Source organism: Leclercia pneumoniae (genome assembly GCF_017348915.1).
GTDB lineage: Bacteria > Pseudomonadota > Gammaproteobacteria > Enterobacterales > Enterobacteriaceae > Enterobacter > Enterobacter pneumoniae.
In genome coordinates this window covers 292,395-308,234 of sequence record NZ_CP071383.1, presented here as the reverse complement: position 1 = coordinate 308,234, position 15,840 = coordinate 292,395, and the positions used below count along the sequence as shown (strand labels likewise).

Annotated in this window: 12 protein-coding genes; 6 read left to right on the top strand and 6 right to left on the bottom strand. The window is 56.2% G+C overall.

Annotation, left to right across the window (positions count from 1 at the left end):
• Positions 1-4 precede the first annotated feature (4 nt).
• A complete protein-coding gene (gltP, locus tag JZ655_RS01410) occupies positions 5-1,318 on the bottom strand; it encodes a glutamate/aspartate:proton symporter GltP (RefSeq protein ID WP_046885520.1) in 1,314 nt (437 codons plus the stop codon).
• Between the two features lie 419 nt (positions 1,319-1,737).
• Between gltP and acs the strand changes: the two genes are divergently transcribed.
• From acs to actP, 3 genes are all read left to right on the top strand, one after another.
• Positions 1,738-3,696 carry an acetate--CoA ligase gene (acs, locus tag JZ655_RS01405; RefSeq protein WP_207292818.1) on the top strand — a complete coding sequence of 653 codons (1,959 nt, stop codon included), beginning with the start codon at positions 1,738-1,740 and terminating at the stop codon, positions 3,694-3,696.
• A 132-nt stretch (positions 3,697-3,828) separates the two neighbouring features.
• Positions 3,829-4,143 (top strand): DUF485 domain-containing protein, encoded by a 315-nt coding sequence (locus JZ655_RS01400; protein WP_046885522.1) that lies wholly within the window; start codon positions 3,829-3,831, stop codon positions 4,141-4,143.
• Entirely contained in the window at positions 4,140-5,789 is a 1,650-nt protein-coding gene (gene actP, locus JZ655_RS01395) for a cation/acetate symporter ActP (RefSeq protein WP_046885523.1), read from the top strand. Before JZ655_RS01400 ends, actP begins: the two co-directional genes overlap by 4 nt.
• Positions 5,790-5,994: 205 nt before the next feature.
• On the opposite strand, the gene JZ655_RS01390 is transcribed toward actP, so the two are convergent.
• Positions 5,995-7,563 carry a hypothetical protein gene (locus JZ655_RS01390; protein WP_207292817.1) on the bottom strand — a complete coding sequence of 523 codons (1,569 nt, stop codon included), beginning with the start codon at positions 7,561-7,563 and terminating at the stop codon, positions 5,995-5,997.
• Between the two features lie 47 nt (positions 7,564-7,610).
• Here JZ655_RS01390 and JZ655_RS01385 point away from each other — a divergent pair, with 47 nt between their 5' ends.
• Entirely contained in the window at positions 7,611-8,906 is a 1,296-nt protein-coding gene (locus JZ655_RS01385) for a Gfo/Idh/MocA family protein (RefSeq protein ID WP_207292816.1), read from the top strand.
• Between the two features lie 108 nt (positions 8,907-9,014).
• Positions 9,015-10,295 carry an ABC transporter substrate-binding protein gene (locus JZ655_RS01380; RefSeq protein WP_207292815.1) on the top strand — a complete coding sequence of 427 codons (1,281 nt, stop codon included), beginning with the start codon at positions 9,015-9,017 and terminating at the stop codon, positions 10,293-10,295.
• Positions 10,296-10,321: 26 nt separating this feature from the next.
• Here JZ655_RS01380 and JZ655_RS01375 read toward each other — a convergent pair whose 3' ends face one another.
• Entirely contained in the window at positions 10,322-11,011 is a 690-nt protein-coding gene (locus JZ655_RS01375) for an LrgB family protein (RefSeq protein ID WP_207292814.1), read from the bottom strand.
• A complete protein-coding gene (locus JZ655_RS01370) occupies positions 11,004-11,414 on the bottom strand; it encodes a CidA/LrgA family protein (protein WP_207292813.1) in 411 nt (136 codons plus the stop codon). Before JZ655_RS01370 ends, JZ655_RS01375 begins: the two co-directional genes overlap by 8 nt.
• Before the next feature lie 101 nt (positions 11,415-11,515).
• Here JZ655_RS01370 and JZ655_RS01365 point away from each other — a divergent pair, with 101 nt between their 5' ends.
• Entirely contained in the window at positions 11,516-12,403 is an 888-nt protein-coding gene (locus tag JZ655_RS01365; RefSeq protein WP_046885528.1) for a LysR family transcriptional regulator, read from the top strand.
• A 19-nt stretch (positions 12,404-12,422) separates the two neighbouring features.
• Here the strand turns inward: JZ655_RS01365 and JZ655_RS01360 are convergent, their stop codons facing one another.
• Together JZ655_RS01360 and ghxP are read right to left on the bottom strand one after the other, a co-directional pair.
• The gene (locus tag JZ655_RS01360; RefSeq protein ID WP_046885529.1) at positions 12,423-14,069 is read right to left on the bottom strand and encodes a Na+/H+ antiporter; all 1,647 of its coding nucleotides are present in this window, start codon (positions 14,067-14,069) and stop codon (positions 12,423-12,425) included.
• Between the two features lie 153 nt (positions 14,070-14,222).
• Positions 14,223-15,572, bottom strand: a complete 1,350-nt coding sequence (gene ghxP, locus JZ655_RS01355; RefSeq protein ID WP_040077592.1) for a guanine/hypoxanthine transporter GhxP — start codon at positions 15,570-15,572, stop codon at positions 14,223-14,225.
• Between the last annotated feature and the right edge of the window lie 268 nt (positions 15,573-15,840).

Here is a 15,840-nt window from a genome sequence, read left to right as displayed (position 1 = left end):
GGCATTACCGATCGGCAGTCTTATCAAAACGGCCCAGCACCTCGCGTTCATACGCCAGCGCTTTTTTATGGTCGAATTTGTGTTCCCATTTAGAGATAACCAGTACCGCCAGAGCATTCCCCACCACGTTCAGCGCGGTACGCGCCATGTCGAGAATACGGTCAACACCGGCGATAAACGCCAGTCCTTCCAGCGGGATCCCCACGCTTCCCAGCGTGGCCAGCAACACAACAAAAGAGACGCCCGGCACGCCCGCGATCCCTTTCGAGGTCACCATCAGGGTCAGTACCAGCACGATTTCCTGCCACAGCGAGAGGTCGATACCGTACAGCTGGGCGATAAAGATCGCGGCAATACTCTGGTACAGCGTTGAGCCATCGAGATTAAAGGAGTAGCCGGTCGGCACCACGAAGCTGGTAATCGACGCCGGTGCGCCATAGGCTTCCATCTTCTCGATGATACGCGGCAGTACACTCTCGGAGCTGGCGGTAGAGTAGGCCAGAATCAGCTCATCTTTCAGGATACGAATCAAAATCCAGATGCTTAACCCGCACAGTCGCGCCACGATGCCCAGCACCACCAGCGCGAAGAACAGGATGGCGAAGTGTACCAGGATCACCAGCTTCGCCAGCGGCCACAGGGAGGCAAAACCGAAGTTGGCCACGGTGACGGAGATCAGCGCGAACACCCCTACCGGCGCATAACGCATCACCATGTGGGTAACTTTGAACATGGTTTCGGAGATGGAGCGGAACACGGTGACCAGCGGCTCGCGGTGGGTAGAAGGCAGCGATGCCAGACCCAGGCCAAACAGGACGGAGAAGAAGATAATTGGCAGCATTTCGCCCTTCGCCATGGAGGCCACGATATTGGTGGGAACCAGCGCGAGGATCGTGCCCATCAGGCCATGGGAATGGCTTTGCACGTCGGCCGTTGTGCTTTGGTATTTCGAAATATCCACCGTTGCCAGCTGCGACATATCAATACCCGCACCAGGCTGGAATACGTTTGCCAGCGTGATGCCAAGAATGATAGCCACCGTAGTGATCACTTCGAAATAAAGGATGGTTTTTGCCCCGATACGTCCCAGCTGTTTCGCATCACCCACGCCCGCAATACCTACCACCAGCGTCGAGATAACGATTGGGACCACAATCATCTTGATCAGATGAATAAAGATATCGCCTGCCGGCGACAGCAAGTTGGCGATCAACCATTCGCGGCTGTCACTGTGATAATGCAGATAACTACCCAACAAGATACCCAGCACAAGGGCCAGCAAAATTTGCCAGGCCAGGCTGACTTTCAAATTTTTCATAAAAACAGACTTCCTCAATGAAGTGATCGGCCTCGCGAAAGCGTGAGGACGACACATACTGAAAGGGTATGAATTGTGTTGCGTTCATTTATGGGGTTTTTTAACGCGGCGTATCAGTATCATTTGCATGCCATGCTGCGCAAGCCTTTAAGAACGAGGCATTTGACTGACAAAATGCTTTATGACGCTAATTTCCACCAGTGATGATTAATAACCTTTTGTTATAAAAACGCTTTTTTATCCATAAATGTAAATAATCATTGAGGGCAATTATTTTAAGATAAAGTGTTATTCGGTCGTTTTTTGAACTCCTGAATTATTGCGTGATCTGTCGCCCAAATAGTAAACAAAGCTGGCAAAGCCCCTACTATTAACGTTTTTGCGACATATTATTAACATCTTACAAGGAGAAAAAAGCCATGAGCCAAATCCACAAACACGACATTCCCGCAAACATTGCGGACCGCTGCCTGATCAATCCGGAGCAGTACAAGGAGAAGTACCAACAGTCTGTCTCCAGCCCTGAAATCTTTTGGGGTGAGCAGGGAAAAATCCTCGACTGGATGACCCCTTATCAGAAGGTAAAGAACACCTCCTTCGCGCCGGGTAACGTCTCGATTAAATGGTATGAAGACGGCACCCTGAACCTGGCCGCGAACTGTCTCGATCGCCATCTCGCCGAGCGCGGCGACCAGACGGCCATTATCTGGGAAGGCGACGACGCCTCGCAGAGCAAAAACATCACGTACCGCGAACTGCATCGCGACGTCTGCCGCTTTGCCAACGTGCTGCTCTCTCAGGGCATCAAAAAAGGCGATGTGGTCGCTATCTATATGCCAATGGTGCCCGAAGCTGCGGTTGCCATGCTGGCCTGCGCCCGCATCGGTGCCGTGCACTCCGTGATTTTTGGCGGTTTCTCGCCGGAAGCGGTTGCCGGCCGCATTATCGACTCCAGCTCAAAACTGGTGATCACCGCCGACGAGGGCGTACGTGCCGGCCGTACCATTCCGCTGAAAAAGAACGTCGATGACGCCCTGAAAAACCCGAACGTCACAAGCGTAAGCAACGTAGTGGTGTTCAAACGCACCGGTAGCAACATTGAGTGGCAGGCGGGCCGCGATCTCTGGTGGAGCGATCTGATTGAGCAAGCCAGCGACCAGCATCAGCCTGAGGAGATGAACGCGGAAGATCCACTGTTTATCCTTTATACCTCTGGCTCCACCGGCAAGCCGAAAGGGGTGCTGCATACCACCGGCGGCTACCTGGTGTATGCGGCGACCACCTTCAAATATGTCTTTGATTACCATCCGGGCGACATCTATTGGTGTACTGCTGACGTAGGCTGGGTCACCGGCCACAGCTATCTGCTGTATGGTCCGCTGGCCTGTGGCGCCACTACGCTAATGTTCGAAGGGGTGCCAAACTGGCCAACCCCGGCGCGCATGAGCCAGGTGGTGGATAAGCATAAAGTGAATATTCTCTATACCGCCCCTACCGCGATTCGTGCCCTGATGGCAGAAGGTGATAAAGCGATTGAAGGGACCGATCGTTCCTCGCTGCGTATCCTGGGCTCCGTGGGTGAACCCATCAACCCGGAAGCGTGGGAGTGGTACTGGAAGAAGATTGGTAATGAAAAATGCCCGGTCATCGACACCTGGTGGCAGACCGAAACCGGCGGTTTCATGATCACCCCGCTGCCGGGTGCGACCGAGCTGAAAGCGGGCTCTGCGACGCGTCCTTTCTTTGGCGTCCAGCCTGCGCTGGTGGATAACGAAGGCAATGCGCTGGAGGGGGCTACTGAGGGCAACCTGGTGATCACCGACTCCTGGCCAGGCCAGGCGCGTACGCTGTTTGGCGATCATGACCGCTTCGAGCAGACCTACTTCTCTACCTTTAAAAACATGTATTTCAGCGGTGACGGTGCCCGTCGCGATGAAGACGGTTACTACTGGATCACCGGCCGCGTGGATGACGTACTGAACGTCTCAGGCCACCGTCTGGGCACGGCGGAAATCGAATCGGCGCTGGTATCGCATCCGAAGATCGCGGAAGCCGCTGTCGTCGGCATCCCCCACAATATTAAAGGCCAGGCGATTTATGCCTATGTCACGTTAAATCATGGCGAAGAGCCAACGCCGGAGCTCTATGCCGAGGTGCGCAACTGGGTACGTAAAGAGATCGGCCCGCTTGCCACGCCGGATGTGCTGCACTGGACAGACTCCCTGCCGAAAACCCGTTCCGGCAAGATTATGCGCCGCATTCTGCGCAAAATCGCCGCAGGCGATACCAGTAATCTTGGCGATACCTCAACGCTCGCGGATCCTGGCGTGGTGGAAAAACTGCTCGAAGAGAAGCAGACCATCGCAATGCCTTCATAATTTTCTCCCTCTCCCCGTGGGAGAGGGGCGGGGTGAGGGCATCAGACCGCTCCTTCCTTCACCCTCACCCTAACCCTCTCCCTCAGGGAGAGGGAACAAAAACAAACCAACCTTACCTTTGGAGACTCTGTGATGAATGACCATATTTGTCAGCAGATAGAGAATAGTGCGCACTACAGGGAGCTCGTGGAAAAACGGCAACGGTTTGCCTTCATGCTGTCCATCATTATGCTGATTATCTATGTCGGCTTTATTCTGCTGATTGCGTTCGCGCCGCACTGGCTCGGCACGCCACTGCATGCGGGCACCAGCGTCACGCGCGGGATCCCGATTGGCATTGGCGTGATTGTAATTTCGTTTGTGCTGACGGGCGTCTATGTCTGGCGCGCTAACGGCGAATTTGACCGTCTGAACAAGGCCGTACTGCGCGAGGTAAAAGCATCATGAAGAGAGTTTTGACGGCGCTCGCCGCCACCCTTCCCTTTGCGGCAAACGCTGCGGATGCCATTACCGGTGCGGTTGAACGCCAGCCCACCAACTGGCAAGCCATTGTGATGTTCCTTCTTTTTGTGGTGTTTACGCTCTACATCACTTACTGGGCATCAAAACGCGTTCGCTCCCGTAACGACTACTACACCGCAGGCGGTAACATTACCGGCTTCCAGAACGGGCTGGCGATTGCCGGTGACTTTATGTCTGCCGCCTCCTTCCTCGGGATCTCCGCGCTGGTGTACACCTCCGGCTACGACGGGCTGATTTACTCTCTCGGCTTCCTGGTCGGTTGGCCGATTATTCTGTTCCTGATCGCCGAGCGTCTGCGTAACCTCGGGCGTTATACCTTTGCCGACGTGGCATCCTATCGTTTGAAGCAAGGTCCTATCCGCACGCTTTCCGCCTGCGGCTCGCTGGTGGTGGTCGCCCTTTACCTCATCGCCCAGATGGTGGGGGCAGGTAAGCTTATCCAGCTGCTGTTCGGCCTCAACTACCACATTGCCGTGGTGCTGGTGGGCGTACTGATGGTGATGTATGTGCTGTTTGGCGGCATGCTCGCCACCACCTGGGTTCAGATCATCAAAGCCGTGCTGCTGCTGTTTGGTGCCAGCTTTATGGCCTTTATGGTGATGAAGCACGTTGGATTTAGCTTCAATAACCTGTTTACCGAAGCGATGGCGGTCCACCCGAAAGGTGAAGCGATCATGAGCCCCGGTGGACTGGTGAAAGATCCGATATCCGCCCTGTCGTTAGGGCTGGGACTGATGTTTGGTACCGCAGGCCTGCCGCACATCCTGATGCGTTTCTTCACCGTGAGCGATGCACGTGAAGCGCGTAAGAGCGTCTTCTACGCCACCGGCTTTATGGGTTACTTCTACATCCTGACCTTTATCATCGGTTTTGGTGCGATCATGCTGGTGGGGGCGAACCCGGCCTTCAAAGACGCAGCGGGCGCACTGATTGGCGGCAACAACATGGCGGCGGTGCACCTGGCCGATGCCGTGGGCGGTAACTTGTTCCTCGGCTTTATCTCCGCCGTGGCCTTCGCCACCATTCTGGCGGTGGTCGCCGGCCTGACGCTGGCGGGCGCGTCTGCGGTTTCTCACGACCTGTATGCCAACGTCTGGCGTAAAGGGGCGAGCGAGCGCGATGAGCTGAAAGTGTCCAAAATCACGGTACTGGTGCTGGGGGTGGTCGCCATCCTGCTGGGGATCCTGTTTGAAAACCAGAACATCGCCTTCATGGTCGGCCTGGCCTTCTCCATCGCAGCGAGCTGTAACTTCCCTATCATTCTGCTCTCCATGTACTGGTCAAAACTGACGACGCGTGGCGCGATGATTGGCGGCTGGCTTGGCCTGCTGACGGCGGTGATCCTGATGATCCTTGGCCCGACCATCTGGGTACAGATCCTCGGACATGAAAGCGCCATCTTCCCGTATGAATATCCGGCGCTCTTCTCTATCGCGGTGGCCTTCATCGGTATCTGGGTCTTCTCTGCCACTGACAACTCAGCGGAAGGGAATCTTGAGCGCGAGAAATTCCGCGCCCAGTTTATCCGTTCACAAACCGGTCTCGGCGTTGAGCAGGGCCGCGCACACTAAAATGGCTCCCCGGCCTCTGGTCGGGGATCACAGTTTTCCCCTCTTCAGGTGACGTTAATCACGTCACCAAAACAAAAAAAGCCGACCCACTTCACAGGCTTTATCTCTGTTTCGTAAAGGCCATCACACTTTTCCCGTTTTTACCTCAAACCCCCCCTTTCCCTCTGCGGCCAGTACAGACAACCCTGGCCACAGTTTTTATGCTTTAACGCAAGCTTTCGGCAAATTGCGTGAGACGCGCCGGGCTAAGCAGGAGCGGCAGGAACAGCGGCCCACCGGCGGGAGGATGCGCCAGCCAGTGCGCCAGCGTCTCGGCGTATTCGTGCAGATGTTGTTGATGTCGCTGCAGGGTCGTCGCGGGCAGGCTGTTTGCACCGTAATGGTCAAGCCACAGCACATCGGTGACAGCCGCCGCCACGCGGGAGAACATCTGGCTGTAGATTTCTGCGCTACGCCAGGCGGCCAGCAGGATCTCCAGGGTGTCGTTCGGGCAGGCGATACGCGGCATCAACTCACGCAGGTTTTGCACCGTGCGCGACGCGATAAAGCAGGCGGCCTCTTTTTCCAGCGCGACCCGCTCTCGCTGCTCTTTGCCAAGCGCGGGATCGTCGGCTGGCATCAGCGGTTGCCAGGCATGCAGCCAGTTGGCACTGCGGGTGTCCATATGCAGCAGTTGTTGCGCCTGGGCCACGCTCTCCGGGATTTGGCTTTGATAGTGCAGTCGCCGCCCAAGGAAGTTTGGCGTCTTACAAAGCCAGTCGTAGCTGGCATGCAAAATGGCCGCGAGCTGATGCTTGTCCTGCAGGGAGCGAAAACCGAGCTGCTGTTGTTCTGCCCAGCGCTCAAACGGCGTGGTCTGTGCGGCATCGTCCTGCTGGTTTGCGGCAGACAGACCGAAGAGATTGATGGCGTTAGCCGAGTCCATCACCCGGCTATCCGGTAGCCACTGCCAGCTCACCCGTGAGGTAATGGCTTCGATTTCGTTTTCAGCCGCGCTTAGCGCCCAGCTCAGACGCCCACTGATCTCATCGGCCAGATAGCAGGGCAGCGCGGTCCAGCCATATCCGGTGCCGAAAAGATCGTATTCGATCCACTTTTTATGCCCCGGCAGCGTGGCGATGTGGGGATGGTTGGCAAAACCGGGGTGGTAATCCAGCTCCGTGGCTTTAATCGAGGCGCGTACATCGTCTGATAAACGGGCCAGGATGCCGGACAGCTGCTGTCGCGGCCAGCTGTCATCAATGAAATCACGCAGGATCAGTTTCTTGCCCTGCCCGCGCAGTAGGCTCCAGACATCATGCAGGCTCTGCTGCCAGCGGGTGGTCTGAAAATCGGGGGTGGTGAGGCTAAGAATCAGGCCGCTGAGATGGGGCAAAGAGGCTAATAACGGATGCAGAATTGACGCATAGAAAGGGTGCCAGAAATCGGGCGTGCTTTTTTCATCAAAGCTCAGTTCAGGAAATTTACGCTTAATAATGTCGTCGTTCGGCGCGGCCTCTCCCTGAAGCCAGAACGTTAAATTATTTTCCGCCAGGTAACGATCGACACGTTTTAAATATTGCAGCGCGTAATTTTGCTGATGAATTAAGTTCTCGACGTTAAGTTTCGCGCTTAACGGCGAGGGCGTCGCAAGAAGAGAGAGCAGTTCCTGTTGGTGCAGGATGATGCCGGTGAAACCATGCTGCTTTGCGCTTGCCACTCCCTGAATAAACCAGGGCCAGTGCCAAATAAAGGTGCTATTCAGCTCCATCAATTGATGTGGAATACGTTTCATTGCGCCACCTTGCTGATATTTATTTTCTTATCTTAATCGAGGATGCCATGAAAAAATATGCGCTGGTCGGAACGGGAGGTCGTGCGGGTTTATATATCTCTGCCATTGGGGGAGCCTGGCGTGAAAATGCCAGGATGGTCGCGTTTTGCGATACCAACCAGACGCGCATGGACTATGCGAACCAGTTACTCCAGAACGAAGGGGTCGCGCCGGTCTCTACCTGGAAAGCGGAGCAGTTTGAAGAGATGATCCGCGAAACCCGCCCGGACAGCATCATCGTGACCACAATGGACCGCACCCACGATGACTATATCGTTCGCGCCCTGCACGCCGGGTGCGATGTGATCACCGAAAAGCCGATGACCATCGATGAGAAACGTGCGCTGCGCATTCTTAATGCCATTGAGGAGACGGGCCGCAGCGTGCGCGTGGCCTTTAACTACCGCTACGCGCCGCACCACAGCAAAGTGCGCGAGCTGCTGATGCAGGGGGGGATTGGCAAGGTCACCTCCGTTCACTTCGAATGGCTGCTTAACACCGAACACGGCGCGGATTATTTCCGTCGCTGGCACCGCGAAAAGCGCAACAGCGGTGGCCTGCTGGTGCATAAATCCACCCACCACTTCGACCTGATGAACTTCTGGCTGGGCAGCTATCCGGAGCGGGTCTACGCCGAAGGTAGCCTGCAGTTCTACGGTAAAGAGAACGCAGAAAAACGCGGCGTGACCCGGTTCTATCCCCGCGCCCACGGCTTCGCCGAAGCGAAAGATGACCCATTCGCGCTGCATATGGCAGATAACGCCCAGCTTAAAGCGCTCTATCTGGATGCCGAACATGAAGATAACTACTTCCGCGATCAGAGCGTATTCAGTGATGGCATCACCATCGAAGACACTATGTCGGTGCTGGTGAAGTATCAGAATCAGGTCCAGCTTACCTATTCACTGAACGCCTATCTGCCATGGGAAGGGCTCAACGTGGTCTTCAACGGCACCGAAGGTCGTCTGGAGATGAAAATCATTGAGAAATCTTACGTTAACGCCGGGGGTAAACGCGAAAACGAGGGGAGCCTGGAGCAGTGCGACATCACCGTCTTCCCGATGTTCGCCGAGCCGTGGAAGGCAGAATTCAGCCTGGGCGAAGGGGGGCACGGCGGCGGCGATAACGCCATGCTGGCCGATCTGTTTGGCGAGCCGGGCAACGATCCCCTGCAGCGTGCAGCCGATCACCGCGCCGGGGCGATGTCTATCCTCACCGGCATTGCGGGCAATCTCTCTATGCAGCTGCAGCGACCGGTGAACTTTACGGAGTTTGAGCTGGTCTCTCGTCTTACTAAATCTTAAGTGCTTCTCAACGGCGCGGCAGGAGGCTGCGCCGAAACTGCTGGTCAGTATTGTGCAGTTACTCACCTGTTTAATAACAATAATGCTGCCTCTGTCCCGGAGACAAAAATGAATAAACTCGTATCAGGTGTCATCGCATCGCTGTTATTTTCCTGTACTTCCACCTGGGCGCAACAGCCCGTTGAATTACGTATGTCCTGGTGGGGGGGAAACAGCCGCCATCAGGCCACGCTGAAGGCGCTGGAAGCCTTCGAGAAAACCTATCCCCATATCCACGTGAAGGCCGAATACACCGGCTGGGACGGGCACCTCGCGCGCCTGACCACGCAAATGGCCAGCGGCACCGAACCGGACGTCATGCAAACCAACTGGCCGTGGCTAAGTATCTTTTCTAAAAACGGCGAAGGGTATTACGACCTCTATAAACTCAAAGATACGCTGGATTTAGGTCAGTATTCCGCCAACGATCTCGCCTCCACCACGGTGAAAGGCAAACTTAACGGCTTGCCTATCTCGGTCAACGCGCCGGTCTTTTACTACAACGACGTCACCTGGCAAAAGGCCGGGCTGGCTTATCCCAAAGACTGGGATGCGTTTTTTGCCGCCGGAAAAGTGTTCCAGCAAAAATTGGGCAATAACGCCTATCCCTACGCGATGGTGGATCAGGATGTCATCTTGCTGCTGAATACCTGGATGATGCAGAAGTATCAAAAACCGATGTTTAACCGCGACGGGTCGTTCGGCTGGGACGATGCCCAGTGGGCGGAAGCGTTTAGCTTTTTGAAGCGCTTAAGTGACGAGCATGTCCTGCCCTCGCCAAAAACGCTCTCTGCCTACGGCAAGGGGAATCTCTATGAGATGAAGCCCTGGATTAACGGCGAATGGGGCGGCCTGTTCACCTGGAATATCACGATCCGGATGTTTGCCAACAACATGACGCCACCGGCGAAGCTGGTGCTGGGAGATTACGTGATGCAGCCTGGCGCAAAAGAGTCTGGCGCTTACTTTAAAACTGCGCAGATGCTGTCGGTGGCGAAATCCACAAAACATCCGAAAGAGGCCGCTTTACTGATCAATTTCTTGCTCAACGATCCGCAGTCGGTAGAAGCACTGGGGCTGGAGCGCGGTATTCCGCTGAACAAATCGGCAGAAACGCTGCTCACCGGGAAGGGGATTATTGACCCGAACGATCCGGTGATTGCCGGTTTGCGCCAGGCCCAGGCGCTGCACACCACCGTGGTCGCCACCCCGTATATCGAGGATTTACAAATCATCGATCAGTTCACCTCGGCGCGTGAAAAGCTAGACCAGGGCCAGCTCACGCCTGCCCAGGTTGCGGCCGAGTTTCGCCAGCAGGTTGAACGCATTGTGCGCCGTCTGAATCGCTAATCCATTAGGCCGCTGGCAACGGCGGCCTAAAACATAACCCACGCCACCAGCGGCGCAATCAGTACCATCACTACGCCAGAGAGCATCATCACCAGACTGGCGACCCCCCCCTCCTGCTGACCCAGCTCATAGGATCGGGCGGTGCCCGCTCCGTGGGAGGCGGCACCGAAGCCAGCCCCTTTCGCCATCCCCTCGCGGATGGAGAGGCGTAAAAACAGCATATCGCCTACCGCCATGCCAAACACCCCAGTGACGACAACAAACAGCGCCACCAGATCGGGCTGTCCGCCGAGCGGTTTCGCCGCGGCCAGAGCAAAAGGGGTCGTGACCGAGCGCACCGCGAGGCTACGCTGGATCTCGTCAGAGAGCGTGAACAGCCGCGCCAGCCAGACTGAACTGGTGACGGCCACCACCGTCGCGGTGATGACGCCCGCGGTGAGCGACATCCAGTGGCGCTTAATCACCGCCAGGTTGTCGTAAACCGGTACCGCAAAAGCAATGGTCGCCGGCCCAAGCAGCCACAGCAGCCAGTGCGATTCGCCAATATAGTTTTGCCAGGAGATATGGCCCAGGATCAGCATCAACACCAGCAGGATCGGCGTGAAGACCAGCGGCATTAGCGGCAATTTATGAAAGCGGCGATAGAGGCGTTTATTGGCGAAATAGATCACCAGCGTAATCACCAGACAGAAGAGGCTTATCTGAAAATTACTCATCTTTCAGCCTGCTGATCTCAAAGCGATAGACCCTGTCTACCACCCACGCGGTGGCGCCCAATACCATCAGCGTACTGAGGGCAATCACCGCAAAGATACGCCAGCCGTCCACCATCAGCAGTTGGGCATAATTCACCACCGCCACCACCGCAGGGACAAAGAAGAGGAGCATCTCCGCCAGCAGCCAGCGGGCCCCCGCGCGTACCCACTTCAGGGGGATAATGCGACAGAGGATCAGGGTCAACATCAGTAACATGCCCACCAGGTTGGCAGGTAGCGGCAGATGCAGCCAGTTCACCAGATACTCCGCAAAAACGAACAGCGCGGCATACAGCAGTAACTGTACGGGCACCTGGAGTCGTTGCACAACGGCAGGCGTAACACGACTTAACGCCACGGCCATGGCTTATTCCTCAAAAATGAGACGGAGCGCCAGTATAGTGAGCACACCTAATCCACTGAAATGAATTAAAATCATCGAATGTATAGTTTCGAGGAATAGTTATGGACATCAGAACGCTGCGCTATTTTGTCGAAGTGGTACGCCAGCAGAGTTTTACTCGCGCAGCGGAGAAGTTGTTTGTCACCCAACCCACCATCAGCAAGATGCTGAAAAACCTCGAAGATGAACTCAACTGTAATTTGCTCATTCGCGACGGACGCAAGCTGCTGCTCACTGATACCGGCCGGGTGGTGTTCGAGCGTGGGCTGGCGATTCTGGCCGAGTTTCGGCAACTCGAAGCTGAACTCAGTGATATCAATCACCTGAACAAAGGCTTACTGCGTCTGGGCATTCCGCCGATGGTCGGAATGATGATGGCCGGGCCCATCAGCCTGTTCCGTCAGCGCTATCCGGGCGTGGAGCTTAAAATCGCCGAGTTTGGCGGGCTAACCGTGCAGCAGGCGGTGATTAACGGCGAGCTGGATCTGGCGATGACCGCCCTCCCCGTTGAAGAGGAGAGCGGCCTCGCGACCCTGCCGCTGTTCAGCCACCCGCTGTGCGTACTGGTGCCACGCTCGGGTGACTGGCTTAAGATTGACAAGGTTAAACCGGAGCTGCTGGCCGGGCATCCACTGCTCATTTATAACGAAGACTTCGCCCTTAGCCGCCAGTTAATGCAGCTCTTTAATCAACACGACGTGAAACCCCGCATTGCCGTGCGCAGCGGGCAGTGGGATTTTCTGGCCGCCATGGTGCAGGCCGGGGTAGGCATTGCGATTCTGCCGCAGCCCATCTGCGAGCGGCTGGACAAAAATACGCTGCGCTGGATCCCGCTGGAGAGCGATCTCCACTGGCAGTTGGGGATGATTTGGCGTGAAGGGGTCTATTTATCCCACAGCGCACGGGCGTGGCTGCAGTGTTGCGAAGGATTCTGGAGCCCCTCACCCTGAACGGATGAGGGGCAAAAGACTACGGGTTCTCAACCAGCAGCGCTTCCAGCAAATCGAGGTCGTGAAGCATCTTTTGCAGCGTTTCGTTACTGATCTCGCGCGTGGCGCGCAGGTGGTACAGCTCAGCACGCTCTGAACGCAGCGCCGCCAGACGGAATCGACGTTCCAGTCTCTCTTCCTGCATTGAACTCTCTACATCGTTACGGCCATCGGCGCGGCGACGCAGATTACCAATGACGCGAGAACTCACTTCGGTGAGCAGTTGAGTATCAATATTCTCTTCGGTATCTGCCGCCAGGCGCTCTTCCATCTTCTGGATCGCCACGATAGCGACCTCGGCGATGGCCGCACGGGCAATACGCTCTTCTTTGTGCTGCTGAACGTGGTCAGCCACCTCCATGTGCTGCAGCAGAATAGGCAGCATCACCACGCCGACAAACAGCGAGAACAGAATTACCCCAGCCGCCAGGAACACCAGCTCATAACGCGCCGGGAAGACATCGCCGGTGGGCAGCAACAGTGGAATAGAGAGCACACCGGCGAGGGTGATCGCCCCACGTACTCCGGCGAAGGTCGAAATCAGCAATTCGCGCGTGGTCCAGGAACCGAACTCCATCGGTTTTTTATTCAGGAAACGCACGCTAAACCGTTTCATGGTCCACAGCCAGCCAAAACGTACCAGCATCAGCGCGGCGTAGATCAGCACGATATCGGTAAAGAGCATCCAGGTTTCGACATTAGGGTCCGCCTCTGCCGCCACCAGCGAGGATTCAAGAATGCCCGGCAGCTGTAGACCCAACAGCAGAAAGACCATGCCGTTAAAGACAAATTCCAGCATCGACCAGGTGCTGTTAGCACGCAGACGCATCGCCAGCGGCGCCCGGCGCATCACGCCGGCGCGGGTAATGGTCATCCCCGCCGCCACGGCCGCCAGGATGCCCGACACGCCGATGTGTTCGGCAATCAGGTATGAGGCGAATGGCAGCAGGAACAGCAGCACAATCTGCGTTGCCGGCTCATCCCCGCCCCAGCGGCTGAGGAAGCCCAGTGAACGGCCATAAAGCCAGCTGACCACGAAGCCCGCCAAAATACCGCCAATCGCCACCTTGAGGAACTCCATGGTCGCGCCGCCGACGGTAAAGATCATGGTGCCCATCGCTACGGCGACGGCAAATTTCAGCGCCACCAGGCCAGAGGCGTCGTTCATCAGCGCCTCGCCCTGCAAAATGCCCATGATTTTCTTTGGAATTCGCCCTTCTCCGACGATCCCTGACAGGGCCACGGCATCGGTGGGTGAGAGCACGGCCGCCAACGCGAAGGCCGGAATCAGCGGAATACCGGGGACTACCCAGTAAATCAGGAAGCCAATACCCACGACGGTGACCACCACCAGCGCCAGCGCCAGACCTAAAATCTCGCGACCGTGTTCCAGGAACTCACGGGTCGGGGTTTTCCAGCCATCGGCAAAAAGCAGCGGCGGGATAAAGAGAACCAGAAACAGCTCAGGATCGAACTCAACGTGCAGCCCAAACGTGGGCCACGCCAGCAGCGCACCGATTGCGATTTGCATCAGCGGCAGCGGTAACTGGAAGGGTAATACGCGGGTTATTACCCCGGAAAGTGAGACCACAAGGGTCATGATCAATATGGTGAAGAAAATTTCCATGCGTTCCCTGTTTGCGATGTGTCTGTTTTAGTCAATCGTAAGGCGTCGTGCCTTAAGTCTATCTTCTTCAGAGTAACGCAATTGACAACGCGATGGGGTCCGAAAATAAAAAACGGGCGGCCTGAGCCACCCGTTTTAGCAAGAAAGATCAAATTAGATGGCCCAGCCACCCGCGTAGAAGGTCACCAGCGCCACGGCGATCACCACGGTACCGATGTTCAGCTTACGCCACTCTCCCGAGACCAGACGGCCAATCACCAGCGAGGCGAAACCGATCATGATGCCGGTCACGATGTTGCAGGTCAGCACGATGAAGACGGCAGTAATCAGCCCCGCCATGGCATCCACGAAATCGGCAAAGTCGATTTTCGCGACGTTGCTCAGCATCAGCAGACCTACATACATCAGCGCTGGCGCCGTTGCGTAAGCCGGTACCAGGTAAGAGAGCGGAGAGAGGAATAGGATCAGCAGGAAGAGCACGCCCACGGTAATGGCCGTCAGACCGGTTTTACCGCCCGCCGCCGTACCCGCTGCGGATTCGATATAAACCGCCGCCGGAGCCGCCCCCACCAGGCCTGAGAAGACGCTGCTCAGGGAGTCGGTGGTCAGCGCCTTGCCGCCATCGATAATCTGACCGTCTTTATCCAGCAAGTTGGCCTGGCCCGCTACGGCACGGATGGTACCGGTGGCATCAAACACAGCGGTCATGACCAGCGCCAGCACGCTTGGCAGGATCACCGGATTCAGCGCGCCCACAATATCCAGGCTACCAATCAGGGAGTTACCTTTGTCATCACTCAGGGATGGCATGGCGAAAATACCGGAGAAGTGCACCGTCGGGTCGAAAATCAGCCCCACAATGGAGATACCGATAATGGTCAGCAGAATGCCGCCCGGCACTTTCAGTTTTTCCAGACCAATGATCACCGCCAGGCCAATAAGGGACATGATCACCGGGAAGCTGGCGAAGTGGCCCAGCGCAACCGGCAGGCCGTCCAGCGGGTTCTTGATTACCAGACCCACGCCGTTCGCGGCGATGAGCAGCAGAAACAGGCCGATACCGATACCGGTGCCGTGCGCCACGCCCTGCGGCAGATTGCGCAAGATCCAGCTACGAATACCGGTGGCGGAGATAACCGTAAAGAGCACCCCCATCAGGAACACGGCACCCAGTGCTACGGGAACGCTAATCTGCTGTCCCAGCACCAGGCTGAACGCGGTAAAAGCGGTCAGTGAAATGGCGCAGCCAATCGCCAGCGGCAGATTGGCCCACAGCCCCATCACGATGGAGCCAACGCCCGCAACCAGACAGGTCGCCACGAAGACCGCCGCCGGCGGGAAGCCCGCTTTGCCCAGCATACCCGGTACCACGATGACGGAATAAACCATCGCGAGGAAGGTCGTCAGACCGGCCAGAACCTCCTGACGCACGGTGCTGCCGCGAGCAGAAATTTTAAACATGGCGTCAAGCGAACCGCCATTACGCGCAGATGGCGTAGACATAGAAAACATCCCCTGAAGATTTTTTTATCGTTCGTTGTTAAGCGTGGTGGACACTCCACTGCCAGCGAAACGTCATATCCTTGTGCTGCGTTTGCGACGAAAAAAGGGGCGTCACAAAAAAAGCAAACGTTTAGCTCCGCGCTTAAAAACGGGTGGTGAAATTAAGGCAAACGATTATCCAGCCTAAAGACCGGGCTTTTCAACTGAACTTTGCTGTTTTTCGCTAAAATTCACTTTTGACGATGAAGAAATAACCAGCGGATGCGCA